This window comes from Streptomyces roseus (assembly GCF_001044425.1).
GTDB lineage: Bacteria > Actinomycetota > Actinomycetes > Streptomycetales > Streptomycetaceae > Streptomyces > Streptomyces roseus.
Genome location: NZ_LFML01000006.1, coordinates 68,822 through 84,537 on the forward strand (window position 1 = coordinate 68,822; position 15,716 = coordinate 84,537).

At 69.9% G+C, this 15,716-nt stretch carries 19 protein-coding genes; 4 read left to right on the forward strand and 15 right to left on the reverse strand.

The genetic code is table 11. The features are described from left to right. Window positions 1-30: 30 nt before the first annotated feature. From ACS04_RS00985 to ACS04_RS01005, 5 genes are all read right to left on the reverse strand, one after another. Window positions 31-1,350, reverse strand: a complete 1,320-nt coding sequence (locus ACS04_RS00985; RefSeq protein ID WP_078864326.1) for a dicarboxylate/amino acid:cation symporter — start codon at window positions 1,348-1,350, stop codon at window positions 31-33. Between the two features lie 329 nt (window positions 1,351-1,679). After that, a complete protein-coding gene (locus tag ACS04_RS00990; RefSeq protein ID WP_048474625.1) occupies window positions 1,680-1,946 on the reverse strand; it encodes a DUF4229 domain-containing protein in 267 nt (88 codons plus the stop codon). A gap of 145 nt (window positions 1,947-2,091) precedes the next feature. Beyond that, window positions 2,092-2,616, reverse strand: coding sequence for a GNAT family N-acetyltransferase (locus ACS04_RS00995; protein WP_048474515.1), 525 nt, complete (start codon window positions 2,614-2,616; stop codon window positions 2,092-2,094). A 95-nt stretch (window positions 2,617-2,711) separates the two neighbouring features. After that, the gene (gene mqnE, locus ACS04_RS01000; RefSeq protein ID WP_048474516.1) at window positions 2,712-3,875 is read right to left on the reverse strand and encodes an aminofutalosine synthase MqnE; all 1,164 of its coding nucleotides are present in this window, start codon (window positions 3,873-3,875) and stop codon (window positions 2,712-2,714) included. A 72-nt stretch (window positions 3,876-3,947) separates the two neighbouring features. Then, window positions 3,948-4,403: an Lrp/AsnC family transcriptional regulator gene (locus ACS04_RS01005; protein WP_030161227.1), complete on the reverse strand. Its 456-nt coding sequence runs from the start codon at window positions 4,401-4,403 to the stop codon at window positions 3,948-3,950. A 138-nt stretch (window positions 4,404-4,541) separates the two neighbouring features. Here ACS04_RS01005 and ACS04_RS39975 point away from each other — a divergent pair, with 138 nt between their 5' ends. Next, the gene (locus ACS04_RS39975) at window positions 4,542-4,676 is read left to right on the forward strand and encodes a hypothetical protein (protein ID WP_268257432.1); all 135 of its coding nucleotides are present in this window, start codon (window positions 4,542-4,544) and stop codon (window positions 4,674-4,676) included. On the opposite strand, the gene ACS04_RS01010 is transcribed toward ACS04_RS39975, so the two are convergent. The 4 genes from ACS04_RS01010 to ACS04_RS01025 all read right to left on the reverse strand — a co-directional run bounded on the left by ACS04_RS01010 (window position 4,673) and on the right by ACS04_RS01025 (window position 8,290). Next, window positions 4,673-5,359: a UbiX family flavin prenyltransferase gene (locus ACS04_RS01010; protein WP_048474517.1), complete on the reverse strand. Its 687-nt coding sequence runs from the start codon at window positions 5,357-5,359 to the stop codon at window positions 4,673-4,675. The genes ACS04_RS39975 and ACS04_RS01010 overlap by 4 nt on opposite strands. 80 nt (window positions 5,360-5,439) lie before the next feature. Then, complete coding sequence (mqnP, locus tag ACS04_RS01015) at window positions 5,440-6,360, reverse strand: menaquinone biosynthesis prenyltransferase MqnP (RefSeq protein ID WP_048474626.1); 921 nt, start codon at window positions 6,358-6,360, stop codon at window positions 5,440-5,442. Then, window positions 6,360-6,836, reverse strand: coding sequence for a hypothetical protein (locus tag ACS04_RS01020; protein ID WP_048474518.1), 477 nt, complete (start codon window positions 6,834-6,836; stop codon window positions 6,360-6,362). The genes mqnP and ACS04_RS01020 overlap by 1 nt, the downstream gene beginning before the upstream one ends. Then, window positions 6,833-8,290 carry a menaquinone biosynthesis decarboxylase gene (locus ACS04_RS01025; RefSeq protein WP_048474519.1) on the reverse strand — a complete coding sequence of 486 codons (1,458 nt, stop codon included), beginning with the start codon at window positions 8,288-8,290 and terminating at the stop codon, window positions 6,833-6,835. Before ACS04_RS01025 ends, ACS04_RS01020 begins: the two co-directional genes overlap by 4 nt. Window positions 8,291-8,380: 90 nt before the next feature. Between ACS04_RS01025 and ACS04_RS01030 the strand changes: the two genes are divergently transcribed. From ACS04_RS01030 to ACS04_RS01035, 3 genes are all read left to right on the forward strand, one after another. Then, a complete protein-coding gene (locus ACS04_RS01030; protein WP_048474520.1) occupies window positions 8,381-8,671 on the forward strand; it encodes a PLD nuclease N-terminal domain-containing protein in 291 nt (96 codons plus the stop codon). 115 nt (window positions 8,672-8,786) lie between these two features. Continuing rightward, window positions 8,787-8,927 (forward strand): hypothetical protein, encoded by a 141-nt coding sequence (locus ACS04_RS39125; RefSeq protein ID WP_245236231.1) that lies wholly within the window; start codon window positions 8,787-8,789, stop codon window positions 8,925-8,927. Between the two features lie 201 nt (window positions 8,928-9,128). Beyond that, entirely contained in the window at window positions 9,129-9,599 is a 471-nt protein-coding gene (locus tag ACS04_RS01035) for a hypothetical protein (protein WP_053080656.1), read from the forward strand. On the opposite strand, the gene ACS04_RS01040 is transcribed toward ACS04_RS01035, so the two are convergent. From ACS04_RS01040 to ACS04_RS01065, 6 genes are all read right to left on the reverse strand, one after another. After that, a complete protein-coding gene (locus ACS04_RS01040; RefSeq protein ID WP_425337805.1) occupies window positions 9,575-10,069 on the reverse strand; it encodes an SRPBCC domain-containing protein in 495 nt (164 codons plus the stop codon). The two genes, ACS04_RS01035 and ACS04_RS01040, sit on opposite strands and share 25 nt — an antisense overlap. A gap of 84 nt (window positions 10,070-10,153) precedes the next feature. After that, entirely contained in the window at window positions 10,154-11,266 is a 1,113-nt protein-coding gene (gene ccsB, locus ACS04_RS01045) for a c-type cytochrome biogenesis protein CcsB (protein WP_048474522.1), read from the reverse strand. Continuing rightward, window positions 11,263-12,960 carry a cytochrome c biogenesis protein ResB gene (resB, locus tag ACS04_RS01050; RefSeq protein WP_048474523.1) on the reverse strand — a complete coding sequence of 566 codons (1,698 nt, stop codon included), beginning with the start codon at window positions 12,958-12,960 and terminating at the stop codon, window positions 11,263-11,265. The genes ccsB and resB overlap by 4 nt, the downstream gene beginning before the upstream one ends. A gap of 13 nt (window positions 12,961-12,973) precedes the next feature. Then, the gene (locus tag ACS04_RS01055; protein WP_078864341.1) at window positions 12,974-13,681 is read right to left on the reverse strand and encodes a cytochrome c biogenesis CcdA family protein; all 708 of its coding nucleotides are present in this window, start codon (window positions 13,679-13,681) and stop codon (window positions 12,974-12,976) included. 76 nt (window positions 13,682-13,757) lie between these two features. Then, window positions 13,758-14,354 carry a TlpA family protein disulfide reductase gene (locus ACS04_RS01060; protein ID WP_048474525.1) on the reverse strand — a complete coding sequence of 199 codons (597 nt, stop codon included), beginning with the start codon at window positions 14,352-14,354 and terminating at the stop codon, window positions 13,758-13,760. Between the two features lie 67 nt (window positions 14,355-14,421). Then, window positions 14,422-15,672, reverse strand: a complete 1,251-nt coding sequence (locus tag ACS04_RS01065) for a polysaccharide deacetylase family protein (protein ID WP_398024265.1) — start codon at window positions 15,670-15,672, stop codon at window positions 14,422-14,424. Window positions 15,673-15,716: the final 44 nt, after the last annotated feature.

Below are 15,716 nucleotides of genomic sequence, written 5' to 3' on the forward strand. Positions count from 1 at the left end.
GGGGGCGGGGGCCGCGGGGTGGGCGGGCGGTTACGCGGCTACCGGGACCGGGGTGCGGTCGGTGGCCGGCTCGTCCAGGGGGGAGGAGGAGGCCGTTTCGTAGGCCTTCTTGTCCAGGATCCCCTCGCGGGCCGCGACCACGACCGGGACCAGGGCCTGGCCGGCGACGTTGGTGGCGGTGCGCATCATGTCCAGGATCGGGTCGATCGCCATCAGCAGGCCGACACCCTCCAGGGGCAGGCCCAGGGTGGAGAGGGTCAGGGTCAGCATGACCGTGGCACCCGTCAGGCCGGCCGTGGCGGCCGAGCCGACCACCGAGACGAAGGCGATCAGCAGGTAGTCGGTGATCGTCAGCTGGACGTCGAAGATCTGCGCGATGAAGATCGCGGCGAGCGCGGGGTAGATCGCGGCGCAGCCGTCCATCTTCGTCGTCGCGCCGAACGGGACGGCGAAGGAGGCGTACTCCCTCGGGACGCCGAGGCGCTCGGTGACCTTCTGCGTGACCGGCATCGTGCCGACCGAGGAGCGGGAGACGAAGGCCAGCTGGATCGCGGGCCATGCGCCCTTGAAGAACTGGATCGGGTTGACCTTGGCGACCGTGGCCAGCAGCAGCGGGTAGACGCCGAACATCACGAGCGCGGAGCCGATGTACACGTCCGCGGTGAAGGTCGCGTACTTGCCGATGAGCTCCCAGCCGTACGAGGCGATCGCGGTGCCGATCAGGCCGACGGTGCCGATGGGGGCGAGGCGGATGACCCACCACAGGGCCTTCTGGAGGAGCTCCAGGACCGACTCGGCGACGGTGAGGATCGGCTGGGCCTTGTCGCCGAGCTGGAGGGCGGCGATACCGGCGACGGCGGCCATGAAGACGATCTGGAGCACGTTCAGCTCGGTGAACGGCGTGATGACGTCCGTCGGCACGATGCCGGTCAGGAAGTCGAGCCAGGAGCCGGTGCGCTTGGGCAGCTTGCCGTCCTGCGGGGTGAGGCCCGTGCCGGCGCCCGGGTTGGTCAGCAGGCCGATCGCGAGGCCGATGCCGACCGCGATCAGCGAGGTGATCATGAACCAGAGCAGCGTGCGCGAGGCGAGGCGGGCGGCGTTGTTCACCTTCCGCAGGTTGGTGATCGACACCAGGATGGCGAAGAAGACGAGCGGGGCCACGGCCAGCTTCAGCAGCTGGACGAAGATGTCGCCGACCTGCTCAAGGGTCTTGGCGAGCCAGCTGACGTCCTGACTGCGGGCGAGCCAGCCGAACAGGACGCCGAGCACGAGACCGGTGACGATCTGGGCCCAGAACGGGAACTTGAAGGAGGCCTTGGCGGGGGCCTGAGGGGTCGCGGACACGGACACACTCCGGTGGGGATGCGCAAAGAGGGGGGAAGAGGAAGAACGGCGTGGGCTCAGCGACAGCCACAACAGGCCGCGGACACGCGGCGGCAGAGGTCGACGTGCAGGCGCGCCACGAGCGGGACGCTCGCGGTCATCTTGTGCGCAACTGTGGTCAACATGTTTAACACGCTAACACTTTCCCTTTGAGGATCTCAAAGGTGCACTTTGAGTCAGGGGCGCACCGCGAAACGCCGAACCGCCCCCGCGCACAGGGCAGTCCAGGCGCGGGGGCGGTTCGGGGTGGTTCGGTGCGGTTCGGAGTGTGACGCAGCTAACGGGTGCGCGGGAACCTACGCGCGGGCGGCGTCGTCGGCCGCGTCCTCCTGGGAGCGGTTCGCGGCCAGCTTCTCCTTCGCGCCGGCGACGCGTCCGGAGATCTGCGCGGACATCTCGTCGCGCTGCTTGCGCAGCAGTACGAAGGAGAGCGGCGCGGAGATCACGAGGGCGAGGAGCACGACCCAGACGGGGTTGGCGTCGCCGAGACCGGCGGGGACCCAGCCCACGTTGACCAGGACGGCGACCAGGACGAGGCATCCGACGAAGATGCCCAGCCGCATCGCGGTGTAGCGGATCGTCGCGCTCGGCTTGAGGGACACGGTGACCCCTTCTCTCTCGTCGGTACGCGCACTCGGTCGACTGCGTGCCCGTCCAGTGAAGCACGGCGCAGGTACGGACAAACCCGCCGGGGTCGCCGCCGGGGGGTCACCGCAGCGGCAGCAGCATCGTGATGTCGTCCCGGTCGTCGTCCGGGGCCACCCGGATGGCGCCCGGGACGCGGCCGACCTCCTTGTAGCCGCAGGCCGCGTAGAAGTGCTCCAGGCCCAGGCCGCCGCGGCAGCCGAGCCGCACCGCCTCGATGCCGTCGAGCGAGCGGGCGGCCTCCTCCACAGCGGCCATCAGCGCGCGGCCCGCGCCCCGGCCCTGCAGCTCGGGGTGGACCATCACGGCGTAGACCCACACCCAGTGCGCTTGGAGGTCGTGCGCGTTGCGGGCGATGACCGCGAAGGCACTGACCCGCCCCGCGGCATCGCGCCCGACGAGCAGGCTGCTGCGGCCCTCGGCGACCGCGGCGAAGTGCTTGGCCACCTCGGGGCGGACGTCGTCCAGGGTGATCTCCGACGCGAAGCCGACCGCGCCGCCGGCGTTGGAGGCGTCGACCCACAGGGCGGCGATGCCTTCGGCCAGGGCGGGGTCGGCTACCGGATCGAAGGTGAAAGTAAGGGCCATGGGCAGAGATTATCTATTACCCATCACCCCCGGCAAACAGATACGCCGAAGGCCCCGGTCCTCGTGGGACCGGGGCCTTCGGTAAGTCTGCGGCGTCAGACGCGCATCGCCTGCGGGGTCTCGCGCAGGTCCGCGTCCGGGCCGGGGTACTCGCGGATGATCTCGTAGCGCGTGTTGCGCTCGACCGGGCGGAAGCCGGCCTCGCGGATCAGCTCCAGCAGATCGTCACGGCCGAGCTTGTTCGGCGTGCCGTAGTTGTCCGCGTCGTGCGTGATCTTGTACTCGACGACCGAGCCGTCCATGTCGTCCGCGCCGTGCTGGAGGGCCAGCTGGGCGGTCTGCACGCCGTGCATGACCCAGAAGACCTTGACGTGCGGCACGTTGTCGAACAGCAGCCGGGAGACGGCGAAGGTCTTCAGGGCCTCCGCGCCCGTCGCCATCGTCGTGCGCGCCTGGAGCTTGTTGCGGACCTTGCCGTCCTGCATGTCCACGAAGTCGTGCTGGTAGCGCAGCGGGATGAAGACCTGGAAGCCGCCGGTCTCGTCCTGGAGCTCGCGCAGCCGCAGTACGTGGTCCACGCGGTGGCGCGGCTCCTCGATGTGCCCGTAGAGCATGGTCGAGGGGGTCTTGAGGCCCTTGGAGTGCGCCAGGCGGTGGATGCGCGACCAGTCCTCCCAGTGGGTCTTGTGGTCGACGATGTGCTGGCGGACCTCCCAGTCGAAGATCTCCGCCCCGCCGCCGGTGAGCGACTCCAGACCGGCCTCGATCAGCTCGTCCAGGATGTCGGAGGCCGACATGCCGGAGATCGTCTCGAAGTGGTGGATCTCGGTCGCCGTGAACGCCTTCAGCGAGACGTTCGGCAGCGCCTCCTTCAGCGCGGAGAGCGAGCGCGGGTAGTACCGCCACGGCAGGCTCGGGTGCAGGCCGTTGACGATGTGCAGCTCGGTGAGGTTGTCGTTCTCCATGGCCTTGGCCAGGCGCACGGCCTCCTCGATGCGCATCGTGTACGCGTCCTTCTCGCCCGGCTTGCGCTGGAACGAGCAGTAGGCGCACGAGGCGGTGCACACGTTCGTCATGTTGAGGTGGCGGTTCACGTTGAAGTGGACGACGTCGCCGTTCTTGCGCGTACGCACCTCGTGGGCGAGGCCGCCCAGCCAGGCCAGGTCGTCGGACTCGTAGAGGGCGATGCCGTCCTCACGGGTCAGCCGCTCGCCGGAGCGGACCTTCTCCTCCAGCTCACGCTTGAGCCCAGCGTCCATCGGCCGGTCGCCTCCTCGGTTGTCCATCTGTCTGTCCTGCCGCCTGCCTTGCCCGACCCCGCAACCGTACTCTTAGCCCTCCTCGGGCAGGTCCCCGACCCGGTTCTCCCACTTGGTGGAGAGCACGATGGTGGTGCGGGTGCGGGAGACGCCCTTGGTGCTGGAGAGCTTGCGGATGATCCGCTCCAGCCCGTCCACGTCGCCCGCGCGGACCTTGAGCATGTACGAGTCGTCGCCGGCGATGAACCAGCAGTCCTCGATCTCCGCCAGGTCGCGCAGGCGGCGGGCCACGTCCTCGTGGTCCGCGGCGTCGGACAGGGAGATGCCGATGAGCGCCGTGACGCCGAGGCCGAGCGAGGCCGCGTTGACGGTCGCCCGGTAGCCGGTGATCACGCCGGCCGATTCGAGCCGGTTGATCCGGTCGGTGACGCTGGGGCCGGAGAGGCCGACGAGCCGGCCGAGCTCCGCGTACGAGGCACGTCCGTTCTCACGAAGTGCCTGGATGAGCTGCCTGTCCACCGCGTCCATATACCTGGAGCCTTCCATTATTCGGCGATCCCGCAAGTTTACGTATAGAATCAAAGGCACACAGGGTCAACACCCTGTGAATCTTTCAACAGATCGGCGATGATCTCGCTGATCTGACGACATCAGGAGTGGTTCACCGTGTACACGATCGAGATGGCCTACGCGCACATGCGACAGCTTCAGGAGCTGGCCAACCGATCCCGCACCGACCAGCCCGCCGCGGCCCACCGCGTCGACCGGACCCGCAAGCTGCGCACCGACAAGAAGCGCTAGTCACCGCTTGCCTCCCGGGGGCGGGACGCTCCACCGAGCTCCCCCTCCCACCTGCGGTAAAGCCGGTGCGGCACCCCTGCCGCATCGAGCACCCGCCCCGCGACGAAATCCACCAGGTCCTGGATGTGCGTCGCACCCGCGTAGAACGCCGGAGAGGCGGGCAGCACCACGGCGCCCGCCTCGTCCAGCGCCACCAGATGCCGCAGCGTCTGCCCGTTCAGCGGGGTCTCCCGCACCGCGACCACCAGTCGGCGCCGCTCCTTGAGCGTCACGCTCGCGACGCGCTGGAGCAGGTCCTTCGACAGTCCGAGCGCCACTCCCGCCACACAGGCCGTGGACGCCGGCACGATCAGCATCCCCTTCACGGGATACGAGCCCGAGCTCGGCCCGGCGGCCAGGTCCCCGGCGCTCCAGTGGCGGACGTCGTCCAGTTCCGGCCGCGGAAACGTCACGGGCCTGCCGTCCGCCCCGCGTTCCAGCCAGGCGGCGAGATCGTCCCGCCAGTGCGCGTCGCGGAACGCGATGCCCGTCTCGTCGAGGAGCGTCAGCCGCGAGGCACGGCTGACCACGAGGTCCACGCTCTCCCCCGCCGCCAGCAGTCCCCGGATCACCGCCGCCGCGTACGGCGTCCCGGACGCCCCGGAAACCCCGACCACCCACGGGGTGCGCTTGCCGTCAGTCATAGCTCCGAGACTATCCGGCCACTGGCGGACGACGCTGAGTAAGGTGCCCCGAGCACCGGCACCGGCCCCGGGGGTGTCCGTCAGAGGGACAGGCCCCGGGCCACCAGGTCCGCCAGGGCGCAGACGAACAGGGCCATGCCGATGAACCCGTTCACCGTGAAGAAGGCGCGGTTCAGGCGCGACAGGTCGTGCGGCTTCACGATCGTGTGCTCGTACAGGAACGCGGCGACGACGATCAGCAGACCGAACCAGAAGAACGGGCCCGCGTCCGTCGCGAGCGCGTACCAGGCCAGCAGGGTCGTGGTCACCACGTGCGCGCCGCGCGCGCCCCACAGGGCCGCCGGGACGCCGAAACGGGCCGGGACCGACTTGACGCCGTCCGCGCGGTCCGCCGCCACGTCCTGGCAGGCGAAGATCAGGTCGAAGCCGCCGATCCAGACGCCCACCGCCAGGCCCAGGATCACCGCGTCCCAGGACCACTCCCCCGTCACCGCCAGCCAGGCGCCCACCGGCCCCATCGCCTGGGCGAGGCCCAGGATGGCGTGCGGGAAGTTCGTGAACCGCTTGCCGTACGGGTACACCACCATCGGGACCACCGCGACCGGCGCCAGCGCCAGGCACAGCGGGTTCAGCAGCGCCGCCGACCCGAGGAAGACGGCCAGCGCGATCCCGGCCCCGGTCCAGGCCGACCGTACGGACACGGCGCCCGTGACGAGCTCGCGCCCGGCGGTGCGCGGGTTGCGGGCGTCGATCTCCCGGTCGATGATCCGGTTGGCGGCCATCGCGAAGGTCCGCAGCCCCACCATGCAGACGGTGACGAGCAGCAGCTCGGCCCAGTGCATGGTGCGGTCGAGCCGGAACATGGCCGTCAGCGCCGCGATGTAGGCGAAGGGCAGCGCGAAGACCGAGTGCTCGATCATCACGAGCCGCAGGAACGCCTTCACCTTGCCGGTCGGCCGCGGCGCCGGGCCGGACCCGATCACCCCGTCGGCGGTTGTCATCATGCGAGTGCGCTCCGGAAGTCTTCGAGGTCGGCGAGGAGCCGGGCTGCCGGGAGCGCGCCGAGTTCCAGGGTCCGGGGGCCGGCAGCGCCGTCCTGCTCGTCCTCGGGCGGGCTGATCCGGGCGGTCAGCCGCCAGGCGTCGGCGGCCGGGCGGGCGTCGAGGCGCAGGAAGTCCCCGGCCTCGACCGTGAACGGCTCGCCCGAGGCCAGGGCGGCCTGGAACTGCTCCGCGAAGCCGTCCGCCTCGACGTCCCGCGCGCCGGGCAGCTCGAACTCACCCGGGCCGGCCCCGTCCTCGTACATCAGCGCCCAGACGTCGCCGGGGCCGGCGAACTCCTCGGGTGTGACGCCCGCCTGCTCGGCGGCCAGCCGGACGGCCGGGTCCGCCGGGTCGATCTCCGGGCGCAGCAGGGCCACGTAGACCTCACCGGCGCCGAGGAAGAGCTCGGGACCCCCCACAACGATCGGGCTCACAGGCCGTACTCCTTCCAGCGGCGGTCCACCAGGGCCGCCGTCGCCGGGTCGGACTCCACCATGTCGGGCCAGCCGCCGTCGCGGGTGTAGCCCTCCTCGGGGAGCTTCTTCGTCGCGTCGATGCCCGCCTTGCCGCCCCAGAACTGCTGGTAGGAGGCATGGTCGAGGTGGTCGACCGGGCCCTCGACCACCGTGAGGTCGCGGGAGTAGTCCGTGTTGCCGAGGGCCCGCCAGGAAACCTCGTGCAGGTCGTGGACGTCGCAGTCGGAGTCCACGACGATGATCAGCTTGGTCAGCGACATCATGTGGGCGCCCCAGATGGCGTGCATGACCTTCTGGGCGTGCTTGGGGTACTTCTTGTCGATCGAGACGATCGCGCAGTTGTGGAAGCCGCCCGACTCCGGCAGGTGGTAGTCCACGATGTCCGGCACGATGATCTTGAGCAGGGGGAGGAAGAAACGCTCCGTCGCACGGCCGAGCGGCCCGTCCTCGGTGGGCGGGCGGCCGACGACGATCGACTGGAGGAGCGGGCGCTTGCGCATCGTCACGCAGTCGATCTTCAGGGCCGGGAAGGGCTCCTGCGGGGTGTAGAAGCCGGTGTGGTCGCCGAAGGGGCCCTCCGGCAGCATCTCGCCCGGCTCCAGCCACCCCTCGATGACGACCTCGGCGTTGGCCGGGACCTGGAGCGGGACGGTCTTGCAGTCGACCATCTCGATGCGCTTGCCCGCGACGAACCCGGCGAAGAGGTACTCGTCGATGTCGCCGGGCAGCGGCGCGGTCGAGGCGTACGTCACGGCCGGCGGGCAGCCGAAGGCGATCGCGACCGGCAGGCGCTCGCCGCGCTTGGCGGCGACCGCGTAGTGGTTGCGGCTGTCCTTGTGGATCTGCCAGTGCATGCCGATGGTGCGCTTGTCGTGGCGCTGGAGCCGGTAGAGCCCGAGGTTGCGCACGCCGGTCTCGGGGTGCTTGGTGTGGGTCAGGCCGAGGTTGAAGAAGGACCCGCCGTCCTTGGGCCAGGTGAAGAGCGCCGGGAGGGCGTCCAGGTCCACGTCGTCGCCGGTGAGGACGACCTCCTGGACGGGGGCCGACTCGCCCTTCACCTTCTTCGGCGGCACGTGCACCATCGAGCCGAGCTTGCCGAAGGCCTCGCGCACGCCGATGAACCCCTGCGGGAGCTCCGGCTTGAGCAGGCCGCCGATCTTCTCGCTGATCTCGCCGTACGACTTGAGACCGAGGGCCTTCAGGAGGCGGCGGTCGGTCCCGAAGACGTTCATGGCGAGCGGCATCGCCGAGCCCTTGACGTTCTCGAAGAGCAGGGCGGGACCTCCCGCCTTGTTCACTCTGTCGACGATCTCCCCGACCTCCAGGTACGGGTCGACTTCGGCCTTGATGCGCTTGAGGTCGCCCTCTCGCTCCAGAGCCCGGAGCAGCGAGCGGAGATCGTCGTAAGCCATAGGGGCCAGTATCCGTCACCGGCTAGCCTGGGAGTGTCACCGGGGCCCGAGGCGGGTCCCCCGTCACTGCTGGGGAGTCGGTCCCACACCGTGCTGCGCTATCTGCCGTTCCTGCTGATCATCGCGCTGACCATCTACGCCTTCATCGACTGTCTGAACACGCCGGAGGAAGAGGTCAAGCACCTCCCCAAGGTGGTGTGGGTGATCATCATCCTGCTGTTCTCGATCGTCGGTCCGGTGGTCTGGCTGTTCGCGGGCCGGCAGCGGTCCGGGGTGGGCGGCGGACGCGCGCGCCGCACCCAGTGGATCGCCCCCGACGACAACCCCGAGTTCCTGCGCTCCCTGAACGAGGACCGCGACAAGGACAAGGACAAGGACTGACGGCTCCCGTCACAGGGCCGAGGGCAGGACGCGGGGCAACCTTCTCCGTGCGGCCGGCCGAGGTGATTTCCACGGTGCCGGCGGTGACCGTCCAGGCCTGCTCGCGGTCGACGGAGTGCTCCGGGCCGCCGGCGCCGGCCTCGAACTCGGCTTCCTGCTCGGGCTCGGGTTCCAGCTGCTGATCGGCGAGTTCACCCGGCGGCTCGACACGGCCGGGTACGGCGACCTGCGGCCCGCGCACGGCATGGCCTGCTGACCGCCGCCGCGGAGGAGCACCTGGCCGTCGCCGGGCGGATCCTGCACCAGCTCGAGGCCGAGCTCGGCACCCGCGTCGACCTCCCCGCCCTGCGCCGGGAACTCACCGGTCTGCTGCGCACGCTGAACGGTGACGGGGAGCTGCCGCCGCTGCGGCCCGTGTGGCATTGAACACGTTCAAGGCGGCTGCAAGAATGTGCGGATGCCGAGGAACAGCGGGGGGCCGCGGGTCGTCGACACGATCCTGCGCAATCTCCTCGCGTACGGGGTCGCCGTCGCCGCCCTGCTCGCCATGGCCGGCGGCGATCCGTACGCCGCCCACGCCACCCCCGCCGTCTACGACGCCCGCACCGACGAGATCGTCGGCACCTGGCGCTGCGTCGACGGCACCGAGGTCGTCTTCCGGGCCGACGGGAGCGCCACCGTCACCCTCCTCAACGGGCAGGAGCGGGACTACGACCACGGCTGGCGCCTGTCCGGCACCGGCACCTGGAAGCTCATCAGCCGCGAACGCGCCGGCTGGAACTACGGCCAGCACGTGCGCCTGCGCCTGCCCGACCTCTACAAGTGGACGTTCGAGCTGCGCCGCGACCACCGGCAGACGCTGGAGCTGTACTTCTTCTACGGCGATCCGCACGCCCGCAGCGCCTACGTTCTGGAGAAGGACCCGTAGGACGCGCGCAGCTCGGCCCAGCGGGCGTCGGTCCACCGGGACCAGTCCGTCGGATGACCCTGGAGGGCGGATTCCAGCAGCTCGAAGTGGTGGTGCCAGGCGGCCAGGCAGTCGAGGCGCTCCTCGTCCGTCCCGGCCCGCTCGTCGAGGAAGCGGATCACGGTCGAGTCCGTGCCCACCGCCTCCAGGTGGAAGCGCATCCGGCCGTGCCCGTCCACCGTGTACTCGACGACCCGCTCGACGTCCCAGGCCGTGACGTGGCCGGAGACCGTCGACCCGCCGTTCAGCCAGTGCAGGGTGACCGCCCCGCCCAGCCTGCGCTCCAGTACGTCCGCCGCGGCCAGCCAGCCGCGCAGCCCGTCCGCCGTGGTCAGGGCGGGCCACACGGCCTCGTACGCGCTCGGCACGTGGACCTCGAAGCGCAGCAGCCAGCGGCCCTCGCCGCGGCTCTCGCTGGTGGCATGACTCACCGGTGCCGGCCTCATGCCACCAGCGTCCCACTCCCGCGGGCCGTGCGCCCGCGGGTGCGCCTCCCGCGCGTCAGCGGCCGCGCGTCAGACGCCCGCGTACGAGTGCTTTCCGCTGAGCAGGATGTTCACGCCGTAGTAGTTCCAGATCCAGCAGGCGAAGGCGAAGAGCGCGAGGTACGCGGCCTTGCGGCCCTTCCAGCCGGCGGTCGCGCGGGCGTGCAGGTAGCAGGCGTACGCCACCCAGGTCACGAAGGACCAGACCTCCTTGGGGTCCCAGCCCCAGTAGCGGCCCCAGGCGTCGCCCGCCCAGATCGCGCCCGCGACGATGGTGAAGGTCCACAGCGGGAACACGGCCGCGTTGATCCGGTACGAGAACTTGTCGAGCGAGGCCGCCGAGGGCAGCCGCTCCAGCACCGAGGAGCGGAAGCGGCCCGGCGTGCGGCCCTGCTCCAGGTGGCTCTCGTAGGAGTCGCGGAAGAGGTAGAGGACCGCGCCGGCCGCACCGATGTAGAAGACCGCGCCGCAGAAGATCGCGGTGGAGACGTGGATCCACAGCCAGTACGAGTGCAGGGCCGGGACCAGCTGGTCGCTGGCGGTGTAGAGCCAGGTGGTGGCGATGCCGAGGTCCAGCAGGACCGTGGTGACCAGGATCAGGCCGAGCCAGCGGACGTTCTTCTTCAGCGCCAGGAGCGCCAGGTAGGCGCCGACGGCGACGGTGGAGAAGGTCACCGAGAACTCGTACATGTTGCCCCAGGGGGCACGCTGCACGGACATCGCCCGGGTCACGACGCCGCCCGCCTCGATGACGAAGGCCAGGGTGGTCAGCGAGACCGCGATGCGGCCGTACAGGTCGCCGTTCTCGGTGCCGCCGGCCGCGCCGGGACCGTCCGGGACGTCGCGGGTGCCGGCGGCGGAGCGTGTCACGACCTTCGGCTTGTCGAGGACCGCGGTCCCCCCGGTCTCACCGGAGCCGAGGGCCCCCTTCTGGCGCACCTGCACGGCCGGGGCGGCGGCAGCGGTCGCGGCCTTCGCGCCGGTCAGCGCCGCGGCCGTACGGCCGACCTTGCTGCGGCTGCCGAAGGTCCACTCGGCGATGTGCGCGAAGAAGGCGAGCATGTAGACCGCCATCGACGAATAGATCAGATAGTTGCTGATCTGCGCCAAATTCTCGTTGACTTCGGCTGCGAGCGGCGTCATCCGCGCTCCCCTTCGACAGTTGCCTTGACAGGTTGGTCGGGCGCCGTGGGCGCCTGCTGGTGGAGGGCGGCGGCGAGCTGCCCCAGCTCCTCCGGGAGCTTGGCCGACTCGCTGCGGCCGAGGCCGGCCATCTCGACGACGGTCACGCCGTCCTCGCCGGCCACCGCGCGCACCCAGACCCGGCGGCGCTGGATGAACAGGGAGGCGGCCAGGCCGCCGATCGCGGCGATCGCGCCCCCGAGGGCGAGGCCGCTGCCGGGCTGGCGGGTGATCGAGAAGGTGGCCCAGCGCTCGATGCCCTCGAACTTCACGGTGCCCGCGCCGTTCGGGAGCTCCATGGTCTCGCCGGGCAGCAGCCGCTTCTTGAACAGCTGCCCGTCGGGGTCCTTGAACTCCTGCATCTTGGAGGTGTTCAGCTGGTACACGTTCTGCGGCAGGCCCGAGTCCACGCCGAGGCTGCCGTGGTAGGCGCTGAGCGCGAGGACCGGGAACTTCAGGTCCGGGAACTGGGAGAGCATCGTGCCCTTGCCCGCGCCGGCGAAGGTCGGCACGAACATGGCGTTGAAGCCGAGCTGCTCCTTCTTGCCGTCCTTGTCGTGGTAGCCGTCCGGCACCTTGACGGCGCCGGAGGAGCTGAGGTTCGCGTCGAAGGGCAGCATCGGCACGGCGTCCTTGTAGATCACCTTGCCGGTCGGGTCGGTCACCGAGATGACCGGCGCGTAGCCGTGGCCCAGCAGGTAGACCTTGGAGCCGTCGACCTCCATCGGCTTGTTGACCTGGATCTCGCGCTTCTGCGGGGCGCCGTGCGCGCCGTCGCTGAAGGTCACGTACGCCTTGAAGTCGCGCGCCGTGCCCTTCTGCGGACCGCTCTCCTCGTACGTGGCGTCGAACTTGTCGAGCGTGAAGGAGAAGGGCGAGAGGTCGTCGGGGTCGAACCAGCTGCCGTACTTGAAGTCGTCGTACTGGGTGAGCGTGTTCGCGAAGCCCTTGCCGCGCAGGACGAGCTTGCCGCCCTCGGACTTGAACAGCTGGCCCCAGGCGAACGCGATCAGCATCACGATCAGGGCGACGTGGAAGAGCAGGTTGCCGGCCTCGCGCAGGTAGCCCTTCTCGGCGGCGACGGCGGACGTGCCCGCCTCGGTACGGAACCGCCTGCCGCCGAGGATGGTCTTCGCCTGCGCGAGGACCTCCTCGGGGGCCGTCTGCGTACGCCAGGTCGCGTACGCGGGCAGCCGGTCCAGGCGCCTGGGGGCGCCGGGCGGGCGCCCGGTGAGCTGGCCGACGAACTGCCAGGTGCGCGGGACGATGCAGCCGATCAGCGAGATGAACAACAGCAGGTAGATCGCGGAGAACCACACCGAGCTGTAGACGTCGAAGAGCTGGAGCTTCTCGGCGGCCGGGACCCAGAAGGAGTGGTCCTTCTTCCACTGGGCCACCTTCATCGCGTCGACCTGGTTCTGCGGGACGAGCGAGCCGGGGATGGAGCCGAGGGAGAGCAGGAATAGGAGGATCAGCGCCACCCGCATGGAGGTGAGCTGGCGCCAGAACCAGCGGACCCAGCCGATCACCCCGATGCCGACGGGACCGCCGGAGTCCTCTGCGGGGGCGGTGGAGAGCTGTGCGCCGGCGGCCGCCTCGGCGGAGTCCTCGGACGGGTTCGACGCCTCGGTGGACGTCCTGTCTGTCGTACTCATTCGTGTGTAGTCCTCAGATCCCCACCGTGAAGGTTTGGGTCCAGCTCTGCATGTCGTTGACGATGCCCGTCCACAGTCCCGTGACGAGCAGCAGACCGGTCAGGACCAGCATGGCGCCGCCGATCCGCATCACCCATGCATAGTGCTGCTTCACCCAGCCGAAGGCTCCGAGCGCCTTGCGGAAGGCGATCGCCGTGAGCACGAAGGGCAGGCCCAGTCCCAGACAGTAGGCGACGGTCAGCAGCGCACCCCGGCCGGCGCTCGCCTGGTCGAGGGAGAGCGTGGTGACGGCCGCGAGCGTCGGCCCCATGCAGGGGGTCCAGCCGACACCGAAGAGCACCCCGAGCACGGGCGCGCCGATCAGACCCGCCGTCGGCTTCCTGTGGAAGCGGAACTCGCGCATCGTCAGGCCCGGGATCAGGCCCATGAAGAAGAAGCCGAGAACGATCACCAGGCCGCCGAGGACCCGGGAGATGACCTCGTTGTTCTCCCGGAGCGTGGACCCGAAGTAGCCGAAGAGCGCCCCGGTGGAGACGAACACTGCCGTGAAGCCGGCGATGAACAGGAGGGCGCCCCCCAGCATCCGTCCGCGCCGCGCCTCGGCGAGGTCGGCTCCGCTGACGCCGGTGACGTAGGAGAGGTAGCCGGGGACCAGCGGGAGCACGCAGGGCGAGAAGAAGGAGACGAGTCCGGCGAGGACCGAGATGGGCAGCGCCAGCATCAGGGCCCCGCCGAGGACCGTCGTGTTCACGCCGGTCGGCTCGGCGGCCAGGGTGAGGAGCTCGGGGACCACTGGGTCACTGCTCCGCGAGCACGGGGTCGATCATGGAGCGCAGCTGCTGCTCGCTGATCGCGACGAGCGTGCGGGCGGCGATCCTGCCCTGCTTGTCGAGGACGATCGTGGAGGGGATGGCCTGCGGGTTGAGCGTGCCGGCGGGGAAGCGGAGCAGCAGCTTGCCGTCCGGGTCGTAGAGGCTCGGGTAGGTGATCCCGAAGTTCTCCTCGAACGACGTGGCGTTCTGCTTGCTCGTGTCGCGGGTGTTGATGCCGACGAACTGCACGTCCTTGCCGGCGTCGGCCAGCTCCTTCGACACCTTCGCGAAGTTCGGGGCCTCGGCGCGGCACGGCGGGCACCAGGAGCCCCACACGTTGAGGACGACGACCTTGCCCTTGAGGGCCGTGGTGTCGAGCGTCTTGCCGTCGACGGTCTCGCCGTCCAGCTTCGGGGCGTCGGTGCGTGCGTCCTTGGAGACGGTGGAGATGCCGCCGGCGCCGGTCACGTAGTTGCCGCCGGAGGAACCGTTCGGCTTGCCGCCGTCGTCGCTGCACGCCGACAGGGTCAGAGCGCTCGCGAGGGTCACCGCGGTGAGCAGGAGAGCACGGCCAATTCTCATGTGAAAAGTTTCGCATGAGCGATTTGCGGATCTTTCCCGCCCCCCGGAGGGTGCGCCGAACCGCTGGTCAGACCGCGGAGAGGTATGCCTTCCAGCCCCCGGCAGGCGACTGACCCGGGGCCAGCTCCTGGAGTTTCGCGAGCAGCTTGGGGTCCTGTGCGTCGATCCAGTCGGTGAACTGCCGGAAGGACACGAGCCGTACGTCCTTTTTGTCCGACATGCCCTTGAGGGCCTCCTCCACGGCATCCATGTAGATGCCCCCGTTCCACTCCTCGAAGTGGTTGCCGATGAACATCGGCGCCCGGTTCGTCTCGTACGCCCTCCGGAAGCCGCCGAGGTAGGAGGCGGTGGCCTGGGTCCGCCAGGCGGGGTAGTTGGAGGGCACGCCGCGGGTGGTGTTCTTCGACTGGTTGGCGAGGATGTTGTAGTCCATCGACAGCACCTCGAAGGAGTGCCCGGGGAAGGGCATGGACTGCAGCGGCAGGTCCCATACGCCCGACTTCTTCACCGGCCACACCTGGACGCCGCCGGGCGAGGAGGCGTCGTAGCGCCAGCCCAGCTTCCGTGCGACGGGCAGCAGGTTGTCCTGGCCCAGCAGGCACGGGGTGCGGCCGCCGACGAGCTCCTTGCGGTAGTCGAAGGGCAGCGGTTCGATGTCGGTGAAGCCGGTGTTGGTCCGCCAGCCCGTGACGAACGACACGGCCTGGTCGATCTCGCTCTGCCAGTCGTCGGCGGTCCAGTGGGCCACGGAGCCGGAGCCGCCGCAGAAGTGGCCGTTGAAGTGGGTGCCCACCTCGTGGCCGTCGAGCCAGGCCCGGCGCACGCAGCCCAGGGTGTTGCGGACGTTCTCGTCCTTGAGGTAGCCGATGTCGGAGGCCCCGACCGGGTTGTTCGGCGGCTTGTACAGGTCCTTCTTCGACTCGGGCAGGAGGTAGAGGCCGGAGAGGAAGAAGGTCATGGCCGCCCCGTGGTCCTTGGCCAGCTTGAGGAAGCGCGGGAAGAGGCCGTTGCCGATCTCCCCCGCCCCGTCCCAGCTGAACACCACGAACTGCGGTGGCGTCTCGCCGGGCTGGAGCGGTACGGGCGCAGCCGGCTGGTGGGGCTGCGGGCCGGTGTCTGCGGTGGAGCCGTCGCCGATCGGCCGGACGGCGGCCGCGGACGGAGACTGGCCGGGACCGCCGCCGGGACCGCCGGGGCCGGGGCGGCCCGGGCGGTCGTCGGCTCCGCAGCCGACGACTCCGGCGGCGACCGCCGCCGCGCCGAGCCCGAGCACTCCCCTTCGGGTGAAGTCGCGCGTCGCCCTACTCATACCGTTCATGAATAGTCACATAAACGGACTTTTCAGCGAAGTCGAGTTCCCCC

Excerpts from the sequence above, each read along its gene's own strand:
- ACS04_RS01010 (WP_048474517.1), bottom strand. The coding sequence starts at position 5,359 with ATGACTGACGGCAAGCGCACCCCGTGGGTGGTCGGGGTTTCCGGGGCG.
- mqnP (WP_048474626.1), bottom strand. The coding sequence starts at position 6,360 with ATGACAACCGCCGACGGGGTGATCGGGTCCGGCCCGGCGCCGCGGCCG.
- ACS04_RS01025 (WP_048474519.1), bottom strand. The coding sequence starts at position 8,290 with ATGGCTTACGACGATCTCCGCTCGCTGCTCCGGGCTCTGGAGCGAGAG.
- ACS04_RS01035 (WP_053080656.1), top strand. The coding sequence starts at position 9,129 with ATGCCGAGGAACAGCGGGGGGCCGCGGGTCGTCGACACGATCCTGCGC.
- resB (WP_048474523.1), bottom strand. The coding sequence starts at position 12,960 with ATGAGTACGACAGACAGGACGTCCACCGAGGCGTCGAACCCGTCCGAG.
- ACS04_RS00990 (WP_048474625.1), bottom strand. The coding sequence starts at position 1,946 with ATGCGGCTGGGCATCTTCGTCGGATGCCTCGTCCTGGTCGCCGTCCTG.
- ACS04_RS01060 (WP_048474525.1), bottom strand. The coding sequence starts at position 14,354 with ATGAGAATTGGCCGTGCTCTCCTGCTCACCGCGGTGACCCTCGCGAGC.
- ACS04_RS01055 (WP_078864341.1), bottom strand. The coding sequence starts at position 13,681 with ATGCTGGCGCTGCCCATCTCGGTCCTCGCCGGACTCGTCTCCTTCTTC.
- mqnE (WP_048474516.1), bottom strand. The coding sequence starts at position 3,875 with ATGGACGCTGGGCTCAAGCGTGAGCTGGAGGAGAAGGTCCGCTCCGGC.
- ACS04_RS01065 (WP_398024265.1), bottom strand. The coding sequence starts at position 15,672 with ATGAACGGTATGAGTAGGGCGACGCGCGACTTCACCCGAAGGGGAGTG.
- ACS04_RS00995 (WP_048474515.1), bottom strand. The coding sequence starts at position 2,616 with ATGGCCCTTACTTTCACCTTCGATCCGGTAGCCGACCCCGCCCTGGCC.
- ccsB (WP_048474522.1), bottom strand. The coding sequence starts at position 11,266 with ATGACGCCGCTCGCAGCCGAAGTCAACGAGAATTTGGCGCAGATCAGC.
- ACS04_RS01005 (WP_030161227.1), bottom strand. The coding sequence starts at position 4,403 with ATGGACGCGGTGGACAGGCAGCTCATCCAGGCACTTCGTGAGAACGGA.